We start from the raw sequence: 14,877 nt of genomic DNA, 5'->3' as shown, positions 1-14,877 counted from the left end.
GCATCAGGGCACGCGGACCATGCCCTCCTGGGCAACGGTTGCCACCAGCTCGCCGGCACGGTTGAAGATCTGACCAGTCGAGAGACCGCGTGCCCCCGAAGCGCTGGGGGACTGCTGGACATAAAGCAACCACTCATCCACCTTGACCGGACGGTGCCACCACATGGCGTGATCCAGGCTGGCGACACTCATGCCGGGGGTGATCCAGCTCAGGCCGTGCTGGCGGAGGATTGATTCGAGCAGCGTGTAGTCACTGGCGTAGGCCAGGGCCGCCCGGTGCAGCCCCTGATCTGCCGGCATCGGGGCGAAGGTTTTCATCCAGACCGCGTTGCGTGCCACCCGGTCGCTGTCATGCTGCACATAGAGCGCACCATCCACGTGCCGAATATCGAACGGCCGGTCAAACGACCATGCGCGCGCCAACGGGTGGTCCATGTCGCCGAGCAGGTCAGCGGTGCTGGGGAGCGACTCCGGATCGGGTACTCCCTCAGGCATCCGCTCCTGGTGGGAGAGGCCGTCGTCGGGCTGCTGGAAGGAGGCGATCATCGACAGGATGGGGACACCATTCTGGTATGCATGCGCCCGCCGGGCCGAGAAGGACCGGCCATCACGGAGCCGCTGCACCCCGAAGGTGATCGGTTCAAGCGCATCTCCCGCCCTCAGAAAATAGGCATGCATGGAGTGGACTTCCCGGGTCGGCTCGACGGTGCGAATCGCCGCGATCAATGCCTGCGCCAACACCTGACCGCCGAAAATCCGTCGCCCTGCCTGTTGCACCGAGGTACCCACGAAGATTTCCTCGTCAGTCTGCGCCCCATCCGCGCTGCTCAGATCAAGCAGGTCGACCAGCGTTTGGGTTGGATCGACAGTGGACTCGACAGCCATAGGTCAGTTCTCCTTGTAGTGCGGTGGGGCAGATCCGTCGCGGGAACCACGTCGAAAGTACCTCTGACCTTAGTTGCACACGCGTCCGCCCCTCAACACCGGCGGAGAAGCGTTTAGCTGGGCCGGGGTTCCGTTTGAGAGGATGGGAGCATGCCCCGGATCCAACGCTTCCCTATTCAGCTACGCTTCGGCGACGAGGACTCCTATGGACACGTCAATAACGTGCGGTTCCTGCAGTACCTCGAAGACGCGCGCGTCCAATTCATTCACCTGCCGCTGTCAGACTCGGCACCGGAGCGCGGCGGGCAGCGGGATACGCTGCTGGATCTGATCGGTCCCGACCATTTCACCCTGGTCGCACGGCACGAGATCGAGTACTCGGCGCCCCTCAACTACCGTCCCAGCCCCCTGGAGATCAGCATCTGGGTGACAGGAGTCGGCGGCTCCAGTTTCGACCTCGGCTACCAGATTGCCGAGCCAGACGGATCGTTGAGTTACGCTCTCGCGGCCTCCACCATGATCCTGGTCAATCGGACCACCGGCCGGCCGGCGAAGCTCAACGAAGCCCAGCGCGCCGCGCTCGAGCACTCGCTCGGCGACCCGGTGGCATTCCGACGCCGATCGAACGGCTAACCGGTGGAACCACACTCGTCATCAGAGTTGGTCTTCGCTGATCAGTGGAATGTCGCCGATCTGCGCACCTTCATCGCGCGCGCCCGGGCCGCCGAGGACGGTGCCGTCAGGCTGCAGGCTGCAGGCAGCGTCCTCGCCGCCTACATCTGCATCCTCCGTCCACGGATTCTGGGCGAAGCCACGCCCACGGTCCTGGGACTGCGGACCATGCCGCTGAACGCCCCCGCCCAGGTGGATGCGACGGTGGCGCTGGCCTCGGTGTCGGACCGGCTTGCCCGGATGGCCGACGACGACGTCGTTCTGCAGGTTCCGCCGACCACCGTCACCGAAAGCTGGGCGGGAGTCCTTCCGCCGCGGGCCGGATGGGTCTCACACGGCGACCTGGACGCCAGTGTGGTCGAAACCGCAGCCCGAAACGGGATTCGGGAAGTTGCGGAAACCGTGCCCAACAACCCGGGTGCCCTGATCGTGAACAGCGCCAGGGGAGCCATCTGGGGCCGCAGCATCGAGGGTTTGCCGGTCGAGGTGCCAGCGGGGGCAGCCTTTGGCGCCTTCGCCCTGGGATTCCTCGCGAAGAGCGAACGCCCAGCGATCTTCACCAACGGCCGATGGACCAGGATCAGCACCTCACGGGGTCATGTGCTGTCTCGGATCCCGACGCTCCTCTAACCAATCGGTTCGAAAGGGCAGGGTCCTAGCGGTCGTCCGCTGAGTTGACCATTGAATGGGCGGCCCGCTCCAGGTAATCCCACAGGGTCGCTTCGTGCAGGGGTGCCAGGTCAAGCGAGTCGAGTGCTGCGCGCATGTGCGTCAGCCAGTGATCGCGTGCCTGCGGCGACACGGTGAACGGCATGTGCCGCATCCGCAGTCGGGGGTGGCCGCGCTGCTCGCCGTAGGTCTTCGGGCCGCCCCAATACTGCTCCAGGAACATCAGCAGGCGCTCCTTCGCCGGCCCCAAATCTTCCTCCGGGTACATCGGCCGCAGCAGCTCGTCTTCGGCGATGCCGTCGTAGAAGACGTCGACCAGCTTGACGAAGGTCGGGTGGCCGCCTACCGCCTCGTAGAAGTTGTCGGTGTAGGCGGGCTGGTCGAAGCGCGGCCCCACCGGGGTCAGCTTGGCCAGCGGCTCACCGAACCTTGATGGGATGGGAATGCCCTCGGGGCTTCCAGGGGTGGTCATGATTTCTCTCCTGTCGGGTCGTCGGCGGCTACCGGGGCTACATAGTCACCCTGTGAACGGTTGCCCACTTTCATGATGTCCCCGTTCCGGATGTACCAGATGGCACCGTTCTCGTCGATCAGCCGGGTGATCCGCAGCCCGACCGACTGCACCACACCCACGGTGTCCCCGACCTCGATGGTGTCGCCGATTCCGTACTGGTCCTCGAGAGTGATGAAGAATCCCAGGAACGCGTCCCTGATGATTTCGCGGGCGCCGAAGCCGATCGCAATACCCACAATGCCCACGCTGGCGAGAATCGGACCGATATCCACGCCAAGCGCCTGCAACGCCATCATGATGGCGATGATGGCAATGGTCAGGCCCGAGACGCTGCGCAGCAACGCGCCGATGGTTTCAGTGCGTTGGACCCGCCGCTTGTGGTCAAGCGTGCGAAGGACCGGCTGCGCCCACTTGAAGTGGGGTTTCTTGAACAGGTCGGAACCGCTGCGCACCCGGCGCACCATCCGATTAATGACAAACCGGACCACCAGCCACAACACCAGCCCTGCCACGATGATGATGGCGGCGTTCAGTAGCTGGTCTCCTAGACCGATCTCGGTGGGGGACTGCATGGGGGAGTGACCGATTCCTTCACTGGCTCAGGTGGGCTCTCCGCGCGGCGGAAAGGGTGTCTGCTCCTAGGCTAGCGCCGTAGGCTGGGCGGATGCGCATCCTGATCCTTGGCGGAACCGTATTTCTCTCCCGGCGAATTGCTGAACTGGCCCTGGAGCTGGGCCATGAGGTCACCTGCCTGGCCCGCGGCGCGGTGTCCGTGCCACCACCGGGTGCCGCCTTCGTCCAGGAAGACCGTGACGGGTCCACACCGTACGTCGGAGTGGACCGGGACTGGGACGTGGTGGTCGAAGTATCGTGGCAGCCCCATCAGGTTGAGGACGCACTGAGGTTTCTGGGTGCCAGAGCGGGACTCTGGATCTATGTCTCAAGCTGTTCCGTGTACGCGGACAATTCGGTGCCTGGCGCGGACGAGAGCGCTACCCTCCTTCCGGCGTACGACGGCGACACCCCCGCACCCGGCGAGTCGTATGGCGAGGCGAAGGTGGCCTGTGAGGAGCTATGTCGCTCCTATCGCAATAACGGTGTGCTGATTGCCCGTCCCGGACTGATCTGCGGCCCGGGCGACCCCAGTGACCGGTTCGGCTACTGGCCGGGCCGGCTGGCCCGCAGTGGAACGGTTATCGTGCCGGCCATCCGCGATCGTCCGACCCAGACCATCGACGTGGACGACCTCGCCGGCTGGCTCCTCACTGCGGCCGCCCGGGGTCTGACCGGTGTGTTCAACACGGTTGGCCCGTCGACCGGGTTCGGGGATCTCATCGACCAGACGGCGTCCCAGGTCGGCTTCGGGGGCCTGCTGCGGTGGGTGGAGCCGGACTGGCTGGCCGACCACGGCGTCGCCTACTGGGCCGGCCCTGATTCGCTGCCGCACTGGTTGCCGGAGGGCTATGACGGGTTCGCCTCCAGATCGGCGGGGGCTGCTCGGGCCGAGGGGCTGACCCAGCGACCGGTTCAGGAGACGATCAAACGGGTGTTGGAGGATGAACGACGGCGGGGGCTCGACCGGGAGCGAAAGTCGGGGCTGTCCGCAGGCACTGAGGAACAGCTGCTCGCGCAGCTCCCGGACAGGTAGCGTCCAAACCTGCATCACCCTAGGCGTGCTGTGGGGTGTCCTCGGCAATCATCACCACTGGCTCGTGGTTGACCGGAAAGTTGACCGACCGCGCAATGAAACAAGACGCGGCGGCCTCGCGGTGGATGGACTGCGCCGTGTATTTCAGCAGATGGTCGGTGATGGTCACCCGGGGTTTGAGGGTGACGCTGAGGAATTCCCCGCTGCCGTCAGGGTTCAGGCGCATGGTTCCGACAGCTGTGTCCTCGTACGCCGTCACCACCACACCGTGTTTCACCGCCATGTGCAGGTACGCGAGCATGTGGCACTGGGAGAGCGCGGCCAGCAGCAGCTGCTACGGGTTCCACCGGTCCTTGTCCCCATGAAACGTGGGGTCCGCCGTGCCCAGGAGCAGCGGCGGACCCTTGGCCGAAACCTCATGTTCCCGGCCGTAACCGCGGTAGGAAAGAGTTCCTTCGCCGCGGTTACCCGTCCATTTGGTGTTGACCCGATAATGGTGCTCGGAGAGGTTCATGGGATATAAACTACACCCCAAACCGCCTGATTTACCGGTCGACGGCCTGCGCTTTCAGAGCCCGCACAATCCCGTCCTGGCTCTCCAGGATCAGGCGCCGCAGCGAGGTGCTTTCGGCGTCGAGCGCGGCCAGGAAGGCCCCCGATTTATCCAGCGTCTCCTGGGTGGTTAGCCGGGATGGGTACAGGCCCACGATGATTTGCTGAGCGATCTCGTGAGTCCGGCTGCCCCACACATCAGGGGCAGCGGCAAAGTACTGGTCCACGAAGGGTGCAAGGACGGCTGGGTCGTGAACGCGCATGAACCCGGCAATCGCTGACCGCTGGGCCGCGTTGGGCATGTCCGACCGTTCAACGATGCTGTGCCACGCCTCGGCCTTCGCCTCCGGCGTGGGGATGGCAGCCTTCGCCTGGGCGGCTGCCAGCTGACCGGTCGCAGTGGCATCACGCTCGAGTTCGGCGTCGATGTCAGGCTGCGCGAACCTGCCCCCGGCCACGAGTGAGGTCACCAGTTCCCAGCGGAGGTCGGCGTCAATTTCCAACCCCTCGGGTGTCTCGGAGCCGGTGAAGATCGCTTCAATGGTGTCCAGATGGGAAGCGGTCTGCGCGTGTCCGGCGAACGCCTTGATGAACTGCAACTGTGAGTCCGACCCGGCGTCGGCCCGCTGGGCGAGTTCCCAGAGGCTGTCGGCGGCCGCGATCGTCATCGCTGTCCGGTCGTCGGGATTCACATAGAACGCGAGCGTCGTGGCGAGCTGACGGAGCAGGACCAGCACCACCGACGAATCGGATTCAGCGCCGATGTTCTGCAGGATCAGCTCCACGTAGTTACGGGCCGGCGTCTCACCGTCGCGTGCTGCGTCCCAGGCCGACGCCCAGACCAGGGTGCGGGGGAGCGAGTCGTTGAAGTCCTTGAGATGTCGCGTTGCAGTGCGTAGCGACACCTCGTCCAGTCGGATCTTCGCGTACGCCAGATCGTCGTCGTTGAGCAGCACCAGATCGGGGCGGGCCCGGCCCACCAGTTCAGGCACGTCGGTGCGTTCGCCGTCGACGTCGAGTTCCACCCGGTCGATGCGCTGCAGTTTTCCCGCATCATCCAGGGAATAGCAGCCAACCGCCAGTCGATGCGGGCGGATCGTGGGATAGTCGGCAACCGCTGACTGGAGGACCGCAAAGCTGGTGATCACGCCGTCGTCGTCGACCTCGAGTTCCGGCCGCAGGGTGTTGACTCCAGCCGTTTCCAGCCACAGGGCCGACCATTCCGTGAGGTCACGGCCGCTCGCCTTCTCCAACTCTGACAAAAGGTCCACCAGTTCGGTGTTCTTCCAGGAGTGCTTGCCGAAGTACTCCCTGACGCCTTCCATGAACTTGTCCTGGCCCACCCAGGCCACCAGCTGCTTGAGCACCGAGGCGCCCTTCGCGTAGGTGATGCCGTCGAAGTTCACCTGGACATCTTCGAGGTCGTTGATCTCGGCGACGATCGGGTGGGTGGACGGGAGTTGGTCCTGGCGGTAGGCCCAGGCCTTCTCCAGCGAGGCGAACGTGGTCCATGACTGTTTAAACTCGGTCGCCTCTGCGGCGGCGAGCGTGGACATGAACTCGGCGAAGGACTCGTTCAACCAGAGGTCATTCCACCAGCGCATGGTGACCAGGTCCCCAAACCACATATGGGCGAGCTCGTGCAGGATGGTGATGGCCCGGCGCTCAACCGTGGCGTCGGTGACCCGGGACCTGAAGACGTAGCTCTCCACAAACGTGACCGCTCCGGCGTTCTCCATGGCACCCGCATTGAACTCGGGGACGAAAAGCTGATCGTATTTGGGGAAGGGGTAGGGTGTGCCGAACTGCTCCTCGAAGAAGGTGAACCCTTGCCGGGTCAGGTCAAACACGTTCTCCGCGTCCAGGTGCTGCATCAGAGACTTCCGGGCAAAGACGCCCAGGGGAATGACGCGGCCGTCCGAACTGGTGAGCTCGCTGCGCACCGACTGGTACGGGCCAGCGATCAGTGCGGTGACGTAGGAGGACAGCACACCGGTGGGCTCGAAAGACCAGGTGGACGTCGCGACGTCGTCGTCGGCCGATCCGGCGGCGACGGGTTCGGGGGTGGGAGAGTTGGAGATGACATCCCAGTGCGACGGCGCCGTGACAGTGAAGCGGAAGGTTGCCTTCAGATCGGGTTGCTCGAAGACGGGGAACACCCGCCGGGAGTCTGGCACCTCGAACTGGGTGTAGAGGTACACCTCGTTGTCGACCGGGTCAACGAAGCGGTGTAGACCCTCGCCGGTGTTCATGTAGAACATGTCAGCGTCAATGACCAGTTCATTGGTTGCCGCAAGCTGGGGCAGCTGGATGCGGATTCCATCAGAGACCTCGGACGGGTCGAGTTCGACGCCGTTCAGGGTCACCCGTGACACGTCCTTGGTGACGGCGTCAATGAACGTTGAAGCACCCTGGGTGGCCTCGAACTTCACGACGGTCCTCGACCCGAAGACCGTGTCGCCACGGGTCAGATCAAGGTTGATGTCGTAGGAGGTGACCGTCAAAATGTCAGCGCGAGCTCGTGCCTCTTCGCGCGTCAGATTCATGCCTGGCACAGTGGAGCCTTTCGGAAAAGATGATGGGAAGCCCTGCGGGTGGCGGGCATCGTGTGTGATGCAGCTTACGCAGCATAGCCATTGTTTCATTAGCGTCGACCAACCTGCACACCCGGCCAGCAAGTACCCTTGACAGCACACACCCATCTCATCGAACGGATCTTTCATGCGCGTTCATATCGCCACTGACCACGCCGGCATGGAGCTCAGTGCCCACCTGATCGAGCACCTGCGCGGAGCCGGGTACGAGGTCATCGACCACGGACCACAGGCCTACGACGCCGAGGATGACTATCCCGGGTTCTGCATCAACGCAGCGCAGGCCGTCGTCATTGATCAGCAGGCGGGGCGCGAGGCGCTGGGGATTGTGCTCGGTGGATCCGGCAACGGCGAACAAATGGCGGCCAACAAGGTGCGGGGAGTCCGTGCTGCGCTGGCTTGGAGCCTGGACACCGCAAAGCTGGCGCGCCAGCACAATGACGCCAACGTGGTGGCAGTGGGCGGACGGCAGCACTCGGTCGAGGAAGCAACACTCATTATTGAGGCCTTTCTTACTGAGCCGTTCAGCGACGCGGAGCGCCACGTACGGCGGATCGGGCAGATCGCTGCCTACGAGACCACCGGCAGCGTCAACCTGTAGCCCCATGCCCGAAGGCCATTCAATTCACCGGCTGGCGTCCCAGCTGTCCTCAGTGTTCGGTGGGCAGCAGGTGGCGGCATCCAGCCCACAGGGTCGGTTTGCTGCCGGAGCGGCCGGCCTGGACGGACGTGTGCTGGTGGGAGCCACCGCGCATGGAAAGCAACTTTTCGTCGAGTTCGCCGACGGACTCGACGAAAGCCCCACCCCCGCACTCTTCCTCCGCGTACATCTGGGGCTTTACGGTGCCTGGAGCTTTGGCGGCGACAAATCGTTCATGGGCGCGTCCAGCATCGGTGCACCGCGCAAGGTGGGGGAGCGGGAGCTTGCCGGCACCCCCGACGCGAGCTACGACGGGCCCCCGGCTCCCGTGGGTGCCGTCCGTCTGCGCCTGGTCAGCGACTATGGCTGGGCCGATTTGCGCGGCCCGACAGCCTGCGAGGTGATTACCGAACCGGAGCGTGACGCCGTCGTCGCCCGACTGGGCCCCGATCCGCTCGGCCGTGCCGCTCGGGACGCTCCCGACGACGTGGCCCGGTTTGCTTCCGGTCTGCGCAAGAGCGCCAGCCCGGTGGGCCTGCTTCTGATGAATCAGGCGGTGATCGCGGGCGTAGGGAACATTTATCGGGCTGAGGCACTGTTCAGGCGAAAGCTTGACCCCTGGCGCCCCGGTAAATCGGTCAGCGTCGAGGAAGCCACGGTCCTGTGGGAGGACATCGCCGTGATCATGGGGGACGGAGTCCGTGCTGGCCGGATTGTTACGACGACGCCAGCCGACCGTTCCTCCTCGTCGTCCAGGGTCAAGCGCGAGGACGCGCACTACGTCTATGGGCGGGCCGGTCTGCCCTGCCGCCTTTGCGGCACACCGGTGGCCGTTGCCGAGATGGCCGCACGGAAATTGTTCTGGTGTCCCGAGTGTCAGGCACCCTAGCAGCCCGATCACCCAACAAAAAAGCACCCTGGCCAGATTGGCGGGGTGCTTTTTTATCGGGACCTGTGGGGGAATACTCCCGCACTGTGGAGGGGATGACGGGAATCGAACCCGCATCATCAGTTTGGAAGACTGAGGCTTTACCACTAAGCTACATCCCCGAAAACCCGAGCGTACTACCAACTACTTTAGCTGCTCAGGCCGTCGGAACGCCTATAACTACACCACAGGCAGGGCCGTTTAGCCAAATGTGCAACTGGGGCAAAAGTTACGTAGACTAATGGCTGCACTTACGGGGTGTAGCTCAGCTTGGTAGAGCGCCTGCTTTGGGAGCAGGAAGTCGCAGGTTCAACTCCTGTCACCCCGACTCTGCATTATCGCCGCGGATGCCGTTCCGGTAATTCCACGGACGCCGTGTGGTCATTCATCTTCAATCATTCAGGAGTACTACGCCGTGAAGAGCGCTGTCGAAAACCTCACTCCCACGCGAGTGAAGCTCAATGTTGAAGTTCCTTATGAGGAGCTCAAGCCAAACATCGATGCGGCTTACAAGACCATCTCCGCGCAGGTCCAGGTTCCGGGCTTCCGTAAAGGACGCGTCCCCAACCAGCTGATCGACCAGCGTGTAGGTCGCGGCTACGTCATCGAAACCGCCATCAACGATGGTTTGAATGACTTCTACCAGAGTGCCGTTCAGGAAACAGGGATCCGTCCCCTGACCCGCCCTGAGGTGGAGATCACCGAAGTGCCTGACCCCGCTGGCAAGGATGGACAGCTCCTGTTCACCGTCGAGCTGGACGTCCGCCCGGAGATCACCCTTCCCGAGTACTCGGGTCTCGAAGTGACAGTGGAAGCAGCAGAGGCATCCGACGCCGACGTCGACAAGGCACTTGACGAGCTGCGCGGCCGGTTCGGCACCCTGACTGCGGTTGATCGTCCCGCCGCCGACGGTGACTTCCTCACCGTCAACCTGGTCGCAACGGTCGACGGCGAGCAGGTCGACGCCGCACAGGACGTCTCCTACCAGATCGGCTCCGGCACCATGCTTGAGGGCATGGACGAAGCGGTGACAGGGCTCAGCGCCGACGAGGACGCCATCTTCGAGACCACGCTGGCCAACGGCGAGAACGCCGGCAACAAGGCGCAGGTCAAGGTCGAGGTCAGCGCCGTCAAGGAGCGCGAACTCCCGGAAGCCAACGACGACTTTGCCCAGCTTGCCAGCGAATTCGACACCATCGCTGAACTGCGCGCCGATCTCACCAAGCGCGCAGCCGAAGAAAAGGTCACGGAGCAGGGCGTTGAAGCTCGCGACCTGGTCCTGGAAAAGCTCATCGAGCTGATCGAGGTTCCCGTCCCGGCAGCCTTCATCGATGACCAGCTGGAACAGCACTTCACCGGTGAAAGCGCTCACGCCAACGCTGAGGGCCACGACACCGAAGAGCACCGCACCGAGATCCGTGAGAACACCGAACAGGCGTTCCGCAACGAAATGATCCTCGACGCGATCGCCGAGAAGGAAGAAATCGGTGTCAGCCAGCCAGAGCTGATCGATTACATCGTCTCGACCGCTGGCCAGTACGGCATGGAGCCGAACCAGTTCGCCCAGATGCTGGACCAGAGCGGCCAGGTTCCGATGATCGTCGGAGAGGTCCGCCGTCGCAAGGCACTGGCGAAAGTCCTTGAACTTGCAGTCGTCACGGATAGCTCCGGAGCCGTTGTCGATCTGAGCGACTTTGTCCGCCCCGGTGACGAGGACGACGACGCATCAGAGGCCCCCGCTGAGAAGAAGCCGGCCAAGAAGGCTCCAGCAGCCAAGAAGGCCCCTGCGGCCAAGAAGCCAGCTGCTGAGAAGAAGCCAGCTGCGGAAAAGAAGCCTGCGGCTGAGAAGAAGCCAGCTGCGGAAAAGAAGCCAGCGGCTGAGAAGAAGCCTGCCGCCAAGAAGGCGGCTCCGAAAAAACCAGCCAAGGCTGAGCCTGCCGCTGACGAAGAGCCCAGCAAGGCATAGCTCCACCCTTCACGACTGAGGGCCGTCTTCCCACCGGGAGGGCGGCCCTCAGTCGTGAAGAACCGCAGCCCCCGCTCTGGTGCGCCGTCAGCGAACAGCCTCCGCAGCGGGATCAAACGGACCCCCAAACAAGTTACTGTCCAATGAGAGACAAACGGTCGGCTACCGGCACCCGGTAGACCAACCAGAGTGAGAGGCTAACTTCCAATGGCAATCGAACCCACCACACCGACCATGGCGACCGTAGACCCCGCTGGCCGGGATGACTACATCTATAACCGGCTCCTGAAAGAGCGCATTATCTGGCTCGGCTCAGAGGTCAGGGATGACAACGCCAACGCCATCTGCTCCCAGCTACTGCTCCTGTCAGCTGAAGACCCGGACAAGGACATCTTCCTGTACATCAACTCGCCTGGCGGGTCGGTGACGGCGGGCATGGCCATTTACGACACCATGCAGTTCATCCCGAACGACGTCGTCACCGTGGCCACCGGGCTTGCCGCGTCGATGGGACAGTTCCTCCTCTCCTCGGGCACCAAGGGGAAGCGCTATGCAACCCCTCACGCCCGCGTGCTGATGCACCAGCCCTCCGGCGGCATTGGCGGTACCGCTTCGGACATCAGGATCCAGGCAGAGCTGATCCTGCACATGAAGCGCGTGATGGCTGAACTCACGGCAGAGCAAACCGGGCAGACGGTCGAGAAGATTCTCAAGGACAACGACCGCGACAAGTGGTTCACTGCGCAGGAGGGCCTGGAATACGGCTTCTTCGACAAGATCGCTGCGCACGCCAACACGGTATCCGGCGGCGGCGGAACGCAGCGCGACTAGTCGCTGCGCCTGCGCCCCACCCACCACAGCAGAGATCACCCAGGAGAGACCATGAACCACAATTTTGGAGCCGCAGCAGGCGGCGCCGCACCGCAAATGCCGTCCAACCGCTACGTTCTTCCCCAGTTCGAAGAGCGCACCCCGTACGGGTTCAAGCGCCAGGACCCTTACACCAAGCTCTTCGAGGACCGCATCATCTTCCTCGGGGTGCAGGTTGACGATGCATCCGCCGACGACGTGATGGCCCAGCTGCTGGTGCTTGAGTCGACCGATCCAGAGCGTGACATCACGCTCTACATCAACTCGCCGGGTGGATCGTTCACCGCGATGACTGCAATCTACGACACCATGCAGTTCATCCGCCCCGAGATCCAGACCGTCTGCCTGGGCCAGGCTGCCAGCGCAGCAGCCGTGCTGCTCGCGGCTGGCGCGCCGGGCAAGCGGCTTGCACTTCCCAACGCCCGTGTCCTGATCCACCAGCCCGCCCTTGGTGGTGGCCAGGGTGGCCAGGCGTCGGACCTGGAGATTCAGGCCAACGAAGTTATGCGGATGCGCACCTGGCTCGAGGATACGCTGGCACTGCACAGCGGAAAGAGCTCCGAGCAGGTCAACATCGACATTGAACGCGACAAGATCCTCACCGCCGCCGACGCCAAGGCGTACGGCCTGGTGGACGAAGTTCTGACGTCACGGAAGATCAGCCCACCGAAGATCAACAAGCCGTAAGGCACTTTTCTCCGGACGAAGGCCCGTGGTGCGAAACAATCGCACCACGGGCCTTTTGGTGCAGAATAGCCGCGCCAATTGTCCTAGAGTGGAAGGTAGCCCGCTTCCATCAGTTCGGATCCTGGGTGTCGATTTCAACAGATCCACGTAAGGGGACTGACACATGGCTCGCATTGGTGAGAGCACAGACCTGCTTAAGTGCTCTTTCTGTGGGAAAAGCCAGAAGCAGGTCCGAAAGCTGATTGCCGGGCCGGGCGTCTACATCTGCGATGAATGCATCGATCTCTGCAACGAGATCATCGAGGAAGAGCTGTCCGAGGTAGCTGACCTTGGTACCTTCGAGCTTCCCAAGCCCCGCGAGATCTTTGATTTTCTGCAGGAATACGTGATCGGCCAGGAACCCGCCAAGCGGTCTCTCGCCGTGGCCGTCTATAACCACTACAAGCGGATCCAGTCCGGGCACGCCCCGCGGAGTACGGGAAACCTCTCCGACGCGGTGCCTGCCGAGGAGGTGGAGATTGCCAAGTCGAATATCCTCCTCATTGGCCCTACCGGCTGCGGCAAGACCTATCTCGCGCAGACCCTCGCGCGCCGACTGAACGTACCCTTCGCCGTTGCGGACGCCACGGCACTCACCGAGGCTGGTTATGTGGGTGAGGATGTTGAGAACATCCTTTTGAAGCTCATCCAGGCTGCCGACTATGACGTCAAGAAGGCCGAACAGGGCATCATCTACATCGACGAGATCGACAAGATTTCCCGCAAGTCCGAGAACCCGTCCATCACCCGCGACGTGTCCGGTGAAGGCGTGCAGCAGGCCTTGCTGAAGATTCTTGAGGGGACCGTGGCCTCCGTCCCTCCTCAGGGCGGCCGCAAGCACCCGCACCAGGAATTCATTCAGATCGACACCACCAATGTGCTGTTCATCGTTGCGGGGGCCTTCGCGGGCCTGGAAGAGATCATCGGCTCCCGGGCAGGACGCAAGGGGATTGGCTTCGGCGCGCCGTTGTCCTCCCTGAAGAGTGAGGAAGCCAGCTACGGCGATGTCATGCCCGAGGACCTGCTCAAGTTCGGACTGATCCCCGAGTTCATCGGCCGCCTGCCGGTCATCACCACGGTGACCAGCCTGGACCAGAAGTCACTCATGCAGATCCTCACCGAGCCGAAGAACGCCCTGATCAAGCAGTTCCAGAAAATGTTCCTGCTCGACGGCGTCGAGCTCACCTTCGAGCCGAAGGCTCTTGAAGCCATCGCCGATCAGGCGCTCGAGCGGGGAACCGGTGCCCGCGGGCTGCGCGCCATCATGGAGGAAGTCCTGCAGCCCGTGATGTTCGATCTCCCCAGCCGGGACGACATTGCCACCGTCGTCATCACCGAGGATGTGGTCGGCAAGAAAGCCGAGCCCACGCTGATCTCGCATGACGTCGTTGCGAAGCGCCGGAACAAGTCGGCCTAACTCAGGAAATTTCGGCATTCTGCCGGAATACGTCGGTTGGAACCCGGGTTGTAGGGAATATGACTGAAACGATTGTTCCCACCGACAATGTCCAAAAAGCCGATTTCTGGTTCGATCCCGCCTGCCCCTTCGCCTGGATCACTTCCCGGTGGATGGAGGAAGTGGAGAAGGTCCGCAGCATCAAGGTCGACTGGCATGTCATGAGCCTTGCGGTGCTCAACGACGGCCGTGATCTTCCCCAGGAGTACCAGGATTTCATGAAGCAGGCATATGGGCCGGTCCGCGTGATTATTGCCGCGGCCGAACTCCATGGCAACGACAACATCAAGAAGCTCTACGATGCGATGGGCACCCGGATTCACCAGGGACAGAACCAGGATTTCCCTGCAGTGATCCGTGAATCACTCGAGGAAGTCGGACTGCCCGCCGAACTCGCGGACTACGCCACCAGCGAGGAATACGACCCCCAGCTCCGCGCCTCACACCAGGACGGAATCGACCGGGTGGGCGATGAAGTCGGGACCCCCGTCGTCGCGTTCAATGGCACCGCGTTCTTCGGCCCGGTGCTGACCCGGATCCCCCGTGGCGAAGACGCCGGACGCATCTTTGATGGTGCAGTCACCCTCGCCGCCTTCCCGGAGTTCTTTGAACTGAAGCGCTCACGCACCGAGAGCCCAGTCTTCGACTAACGGTTACAGCTGCAGAGTACTTAACCGGCTCTTCATAGTTGAGGGTGTAGGTGGGGTCTGAAGCCGCCTGATTCGAGCAGGCTGCGGGCGATGTAATTGGTGAGGTT

General features: G+C 63.0%; 14 protein-coding genes, 2 tRNA genes and 1 pseudogene. 11 read left to right on the top strand and 6 right to left on the bottom strand.

Annotated features, from left to right (window positions below):
• Window positions 1–3: 3 nt before the first annotated feature.
• On the bottom strand, window positions 4–885 hold the full coding sequence (locus tag ABD059_RS00465) for an acyl-CoA thioesterase (protein ID WP_019482873.1): 882 nt from the start codon (window positions 883–885) through the stop codon (window positions 4–6).
• A gap of 150 nt (window positions 886–1,035) precedes the next feature.
• On the opposite strand from ABD059_RS00465, the gene ABD059_RS00460 reads away from it, so the two are divergent.
• Together ABD059_RS00460 and ABD059_RS00455 are read left to right on the top strand one after the other, a co-directional pair.
• Window positions 1,036–1,518 carry an acyl-CoA thioesterase gene (locus ABD059_RS00460; protein ID WP_343877047.1) on the top strand — a complete coding sequence of 161 codons (483 nt, stop codon included), beginning with the start codon at window positions 1,036–1,038 and terminating at the stop codon, window positions 1,516–1,518.
• 3 nt (window positions 1,519–1,521) lie between these two features.
• On the top strand, window positions 1,522–2,187 hold the full coding sequence (locus ABD059_RS00455; RefSeq protein WP_343877045.1) for a DUF8185 domain-containing protein: 666 nt from the start codon (window positions 1,522–1,524) through the stop codon (window positions 2,185–2,187).
• Between the two features lie 25 nt (window positions 2,188–2,212).
• Here ABD059_RS00455 and ABD059_RS00450 read toward each other — a convergent pair whose 3' ends face one another.
• Entirely contained in the window at window positions 2,213–2,698 is a 486-nt protein-coding gene (locus tag ABD059_RS00450) for a globin (protein WP_343877044.1), read from the bottom strand.
• The gene (locus ABD059_RS00445) at window positions 2,695–3,312 is read right to left on the bottom strand and encodes a mechanosensitive ion channel family protein (RefSeq protein WP_343877043.1); all 618 of its coding nucleotides are present in this window, start codon (window positions 3,310–3,312) and stop codon (window positions 2,695–2,697) included. Before ABD059_RS00445 ends, ABD059_RS00450 begins: the two co-directional genes overlap by 4 nt.
• A gap of 92 nt (window positions 3,313–3,404) precedes the next feature.
• On the opposite strand from ABD059_RS00445, the gene ABD059_RS00440 reads away from it, so the two are divergent.
• Entirely contained in the window at window positions 3,405–4,388 is a 984-nt protein-coding gene (locus tag ABD059_RS00440) for an NAD-dependent epimerase/dehydratase family protein (protein ID WP_343877041.1), read from the top strand.
• Window positions 4,389–4,407: 19 nt separating this feature from the next.
• Here the strand turns inward: ABD059_RS00440 and ABD059_RS00435 are convergent.
• Together ABD059_RS00435 and pepN are read right to left on the bottom strand one after the other, a co-directional pair.
• Window positions 4,408–4,902 (bottom strand): annotated as a pseudogene (locus ABD059_RS00435) (OsmC family protein).
• 31 nt (window positions 4,903–4,933) lie between these two features.
• Window positions 4,934–7,486: an aminopeptidase N gene (pepN, locus tag ABD059_RS00430; protein WP_343877040.1), complete on the bottom strand. Its 2,553-nt coding sequence runs from the start codon at window positions 7,484–7,486 to the stop codon at window positions 4,934–4,936.
• A gap of 175 nt (window positions 7,487–7,661) precedes the next feature.
• Between pepN and ABD059_RS00425 the strand changes: the two genes are divergently transcribed.
• Together ABD059_RS00425 and ABD059_RS00420 are read left to right on the top strand one after the other, a co-directional pair.
• Complete coding sequence (locus ABD059_RS00425; RefSeq protein WP_343877039.1) at window positions 7,662–8,135, top strand: ribose-5-phosphate isomerase; 474 nt, start codon at window positions 7,662–7,664, stop codon at window positions 8,133–8,135.
• A gap of 4 nt (window positions 8,136–8,139) precedes the next feature.
• A complete protein-coding gene (locus ABD059_RS00420; protein WP_343877038.1) occupies window positions 8,140–9,063 on the top strand; it encodes an Fpg/Nei family DNA glycosylase in 924 nt (307 codons plus the stop codon).
• 87 nt (window positions 9,064–9,150) lie between these two features.
• On the opposite strand, the gene ABD059_RS00415 is transcribed toward ABD059_RS00420, so the two are convergent.
• Window positions 9,151–9,224: transfer RNA gene (locus ABD059_RS00415), tRNA-Gly, on the bottom strand.
• A gap of 132 nt (window positions 9,225–9,356) precedes the next feature.
• Here ABD059_RS00415 and ABD059_RS00410 point away from each other — a divergent pair.
• The 6 genes from ABD059_RS00410 to ABD059_RS00385 all read left to right on the top strand — a co-directional run bounded on the left by ABD059_RS00410 (window position 9,357) and on the right by ABD059_RS00385 (window position 14,770).
• A tRNA-Pro gene (locus ABD059_RS00410) sits at window positions 9,357–9,430 on the top strand.
• Between the two features lie 87 nt (window positions 9,431–9,517).
• Window positions 9,518–11,068: a trigger factor gene (gene tig, locus ABD059_RS00405; protein WP_343877036.1), complete on the top strand. Its 1,551-nt coding sequence runs from the start codon at window positions 9,518–9,520 to the stop codon at window positions 11,066–11,068.
• Window positions 11,069–11,302: 234 nt separating this feature from the next.
• Window positions 11,303–11,899, top strand: coding sequence for an ATP-dependent Clp protease proteolytic subunit (locus tag ABD059_RS00400; protein ID WP_024475965.1), 597 nt, complete (start codon window positions 11,303–11,305; stop codon window positions 11,897–11,899).
• 51 nt (window positions 11,900–11,950) lie between these two features.
• Window positions 11,951–12,625, top strand: coding sequence for an ATP-dependent Clp protease proteolytic subunit (locus tag ABD059_RS00395; RefSeq protein WP_343877034.1), 675 nt, complete (start codon window positions 11,951–11,953; stop codon window positions 12,623–12,625).
• A gap of 163 nt (window positions 12,626–12,788) precedes the next feature.
• Complete coding sequence (clpX, locus tag ABD059_RS00390) at window positions 12,789–14,081, top strand: ATP-dependent Clp protease ATP-binding subunit ClpX (protein ID WP_343877033.1); 1,293 nt, start codon at window positions 12,789–12,791, stop codon at window positions 14,079–14,081.
• Window positions 14,082–14,140: 59 nt separating this feature from the next.
• The gene (locus ABD059_RS00385; protein ID WP_343877032.1) at window positions 14,141–14,770 is read left to right on the top strand and encodes a mycothiol-dependent nitroreductase Rv2466c family protein; all 630 of its coding nucleotides are present in this window, start codon (window positions 14,141–14,143) and stop codon (window positions 14,768–14,770) included.
• Window positions 14,771–14,877: the final 107 nt, after the last annotated feature.

The sequence above is a fragment of the Arthrobacter flavus genome, assembly GCF_039526005.1.
In the GTDB taxonomy this organism is placed as follows: domain Bacteria; phylum Actinomycetota; class Actinomycetes; order Actinomycetales; family Micrococcaceae; genus Arthrobacter_D; species Arthrobacter_D flavus.
Note: the sequence above shows the minus strand (reverse complement) of the source record. Positions and strands in the feature narration are given on the sequence as shown.